Here is a 4,101-nt window from a genome sequence, read left to right as displayed (position 1 = left end):
GCGACGGGGCACCCCCCGGCTCCGCCGGGGGCGTCCCGGCCGTGCCCGGAGGGGCGCGGAGAGAGCTGCCGTGACTGCCCGGACGCGAGCCCGAGGCAGGATCCGAAGGAGGGGCCCCAGGACTGGAATGGGGTACCGGGGGGCGCGATGAGCCCCGCCCGCCGTACGGTGGGCGGGGAGACGGACAGCTTCCGGCGTCCGTTTCCCTCGCGATGCCGCATCCTTGAGATGTGGAGTTCCTCGGGGACGAGTCCGGCGAGCGGAAGGGGAGGGCGCAGGCGATGAGTTCCGGCGCACCTGCTCATAACGCTTCGGTGCACAACATGGGACGCGGTGCCACGGATCAGCGGCCACCAAGGCACCATGGACCGATGCGTGACGACAACACCACGGTGATCGGCGCACTCGTTCACCGTGCGGTGGATGGAGACCAGCAAGCCACGCACGACCTCCTCTCGCATGTCCATCCGCTCGCGTTGCGCTACTGCCGCACCCGTCTGAGCCGGCTGCCCGGCGACGCACGGCACTTTGTCGAGGACCTCGCCCAGGAGGTCTGTGTCGCGGTTCTGATGGCCCTGCCGCGTTACCGGGACACCGGACGGCCCTTCGAAGCCTTCGTCTTCGCCATCGCCTCGCACAAGGTCGCCGATCTCCAGCGGGCGGCCATGCGCCACCCGGGATCGACGGCCGTGCCGTCCGACGAGATGCCCGAGCGCCCGGACGACTCCCTCGGCCCCGAGGAGCGCGCTCTCCTCAGTGACGATGCCGAGTGGGCCAAGAAGCTCCTCGCCAACCTCCCGGAGAACCAGCGGGAGCTGCTGGTCCTGCGCGTCGCCGTCGGACTGACCGCCGAGGAGACCGGACAGATGCTGGGCATGTCCCCCGGTGCGGTCCGGGTCGCCCAGCACCGCGCGCTCAGCAGGCTGCGCGCCCTGGCCGAGCAGTAGCCCCGAGCACCCCGGGCCGGTCCCGGACACCGTGGTCCCCCGGAATCGCCGCGGCCACCGAGTGCCCGCGGCCACCGCGAGTCCCGGCGAGCGCTGAGTCGTACCGCCCTCGCATCCGTATGACTCGGTGTGCCCGTCGTGTCCGTCGTCCCGTACGCCACCGTCCCCCGTGCGTTACGCGTGCGTCGCCGCACGGCCCGCGTCCCGTACGTCTCGTCTCGGCACGTCACGGTGCGTCACGGCGTGCGTCACGGTTCGAAGAAGCATGCACACGACACACGCACACAACGCCTGTACCAACACACAAAGCTGCTCGCTGATCCTGATCGTGGAATGAGAGGGCCTCCCGGCCCGTTAGCATGGACATCCGCACCGATCAAGGCCATATGGGGAAGGTGTCATGACCAACGTCGACGGAGTGCCCGAGAAATTCGCGACACTCGGGCTGACCTACGACGATGTGCTGCTGCTGCCAGGTGCCTCCGACATGGCTCCTGACCGGATCGACACCTCCTCGTACATCTCGAAGAACGTACGGGTGAACATCCCGCTGCTGTCCGCCGCCATGGACAAGGTCACCGAGGCCCGGATGGCGATCGCCATGGCGCGGCAGGGTGGTGCCGGTGTGCTGCACCGCAATCTCTCCATCGCCGACCAGGCCAATCAGGTGGATCTGGTCAAGCGCTCCGAGTCCGGCATGGTCAGCGACCCGATCACGGTGCACCCCGACGCGACGCTCGGCGAGGCCGACGAGCTGTGTGCGAAGTTCCGTATCAGCGGTGTCCCGGTGACCGACCGGGGCGGCAAGCTGCTCGGCATCGTCACCAACCGCGACATGGCCTTCGAGTCGGACCGCAGCCGCCAGGTGCGTGAGGTCATGACCCCGATGCCGCTGGTCACGGGCAAGGTCGGGATCTCCGGCGTGGACGCCATGGAGCTGCTGCGCCGCCACAAGATCGAGAAGCTGCCGCTGGTGGACGACGCCGGTGTGCTCAAGGGCCTGATCACGGTCAAGGACTTCGTCAAGGCCGAGAAGTACCCCATGGCCGCCAAGGACGGGGACGGCCGGCTGCTGGTCGGCGCGGCTGTCGGGGTCGCCGGCGACGCCTTCGAGCGCGCACAGGCCCTGATCGCGGCGGGCGTCGACTTCATCGTGGTCGACACCGCGCACGGTCACTCCCGGCTGGTCGGCGACATGGTCGCCAAGATCAAGTCCAATGCCTCGGGCGTGGATGTCATCGGCGGCAACATCGCCACCCGCGATGGCGCCCAGGCACTGATCGACGCCGGTGTCGACGGCATCAAGGTCGGGGTCGGCCCCGGTTCCATCTGTACGACCCGCGTCGTCGCCGGTATCGGCGTACCGCAGGTCACCGCGATCTACGAGGCGTCCCTCGCCGCCAAGGAAGCCGGTATTCCGGTGATCGGCGACGGTGGTCTCCAGTACTCGGGCGATATCGCGAAGGCCCTGGTCGCGGGCGCGGACACGGTGATGCTCGGCTCGCTGCTCGCGGGCTGCGAGGAGTCGCCGGGCGAGCTGCTGTTCATCAACGGCAAGCAGTTCAAGTCGTATCGCGGCATGGGCTCCCTCGGCGCGATGCAGACCCGTGGCGAGCAGCGCTCCTTCTCCAAGGACCGCTACTTCCAGGAGGGCGTCGCATCCGACGAGAAGCTGGTGCCCGAGGGCATCGAGGGACAGGTGCCCTACCGGGGTCCGCTCTCCGCCGTCGTGCATCAGCTGGTGGGCGGTCTGCGCCAGTCGATGTTCTACGTCGGCGGCCGTACGGTGCCCGACCTCCAGACCAACGGCCGGTTCGTCCGGATCACCTCGGCGGGGCTCAAGGAGAGCCACCCGCATGACATCCAGATGACCGTCGAGGCGCCGAACTACAGCAGGAAGTAGCCCGTAACTCCGAGTGAGGGGCGGTACCGGGAACACCGGGCCGCCCCTCACCGGTGTGTCGGTGATACTGGTAGGCGCAGACATAGAGGGAAAGGCCACACAAGGTGACAGAGATCGAGATCGGGCGCGGCAAGCGCGGACGCCGGGCGTACGCGTTCGATGACATCGCCGTCGTACCGAGCAGGCGCACACGGGACCCGAAGGAGGTCTCGATCGCCTGGCAGATCGATGCCTACCGCTTTGACCTGCCCTTCCTGGCCGCTCCCATGGACTCCGTGGTCTCCCCGGGGACCGCGATCCGTATCGGCGAGCTGGGCGGGCTCGGCGTACTGAACCTCGAAGGGCTCTGGACGCGGTACGAGGACCCGCAGCCGCTGCTCGACGAGATCGCGGAGCTGCCGGCCGAGACCGCGACCCGCCGCCTCCAGGAGATCTACGACGCCCCGATCCAGGAAGAGCTGATCGGGCGCCGGATCAAGGAGGTGCGCGACTCGGGTGTGGTGACGGCCGCCGCGCTCTCCCCGCAGCGGACGGCGCAGTTCTCCAAGGCCGTGGTGGACGCGGGTGTGGACATCTTCGTCATCCGTGGCACGACGGTCTCCGCCGAGCATGTGTCGGGCGCGGCCGAGCCGCTGAACCTCAAGCAGTTCATCTACGAGCTGGATGTGCCGGTCATCGTCGGCGGCTGCGCCACGTACACGGCCGCGCTGCATCTGATGCGTACGGGCGCGGCGGGCGTCCTCGTCGGCTTCGGCGGCGGGGCCGCTCACACCACCCGCAATGTGCTGGGCATCCAGGTCCCGATGGCGACGGCGGTGGCCGATGTGGCCGCGGCCCGCCGTGACTACATGGACGAGTCCGGTGGCCGCTATGTCCATGTCATCGCGGACGGCGGTGTGGGCTGGTCGGGTGACCTTCCGAAGGCGATCGCCTGCGGCGCCGACGCGGTGATGATCGGCTCCCCGCTGGCCCGTGCCACGGACGCGCCGGGCCGGGGCCGCCACTGGGGCATGGAGGCGGTCCACGAGGACGTGCCGCGCGGCAAGCTGGTCGACCTGGGCATCGTCGGCACCACCGAGGAGGTCCTCGCGGGCCCCTCGCACATCCCGGACGGCTCGATGAACTTCTTCGGGGCGCTGCGGCGCGCGATGGCGACGACGGGGTACAGCGAGCTGAAGGAGTTCCAGCGCGTCGAGGTGACGGTGGCGGACTCTCAGCACAAGCGCTGACCTGCCGCGTCCGGTCCGCCGG

At 69.2% G+C, this 4,101-nt stretch carries 3 protein-coding genes; all 3 read left to right on the top strand.

The features are described 5' to 3' along the window. Positions 1–371 precede the first annotated feature (371 nt). The 3 genes from ACWF94_RS35240 to ACWF94_RS35230 all read left to right on the top strand — a co-directional run bounded on the left by ACWF94_RS35240 (position 372) and on the right by ACWF94_RS35230 (position 4,079). Positions 372–947: a sigma-70 family RNA polymerase sigma factor gene (locus ACWF94_RS35240; protein WP_453498204.1), complete on the top strand. Its 576-nt coding sequence runs from the start codon at positions 372–374 to the stop codon at positions 945–947. Between the two features lie 400 nt (positions 948–1,347). Further along, positions 1,348–2,850, top strand: a complete 1,503-nt coding sequence (gene guaB / locus ACWF94_RS35235) for an IMP dehydrogenase (RefSeq protein ID WP_453498201.1) — start codon at positions 1,348–1,350, stop codon at positions 2,848–2,850. A 104-nt stretch (positions 2,851–2,954) separates the two neighbouring features. Then, entirely contained in the window at positions 2,955–4,079 is a 1,125-nt protein-coding gene (locus ACWF94_RS35230; protein ID WP_453498198.1) for a GuaB3 family IMP dehydrogenase-related protein, read from the top strand. Positions 4,080–4,101 lie beyond the last annotated feature (22 nt).

The organism is Streptomyces sp. NPDC055078 (assembly GCF_053607985.1).
The sequence above is the reverse complement of the archived record's forward strand: the minus strand, read 5'-3'. Positions and strand labels throughout refer to the sequence as shown.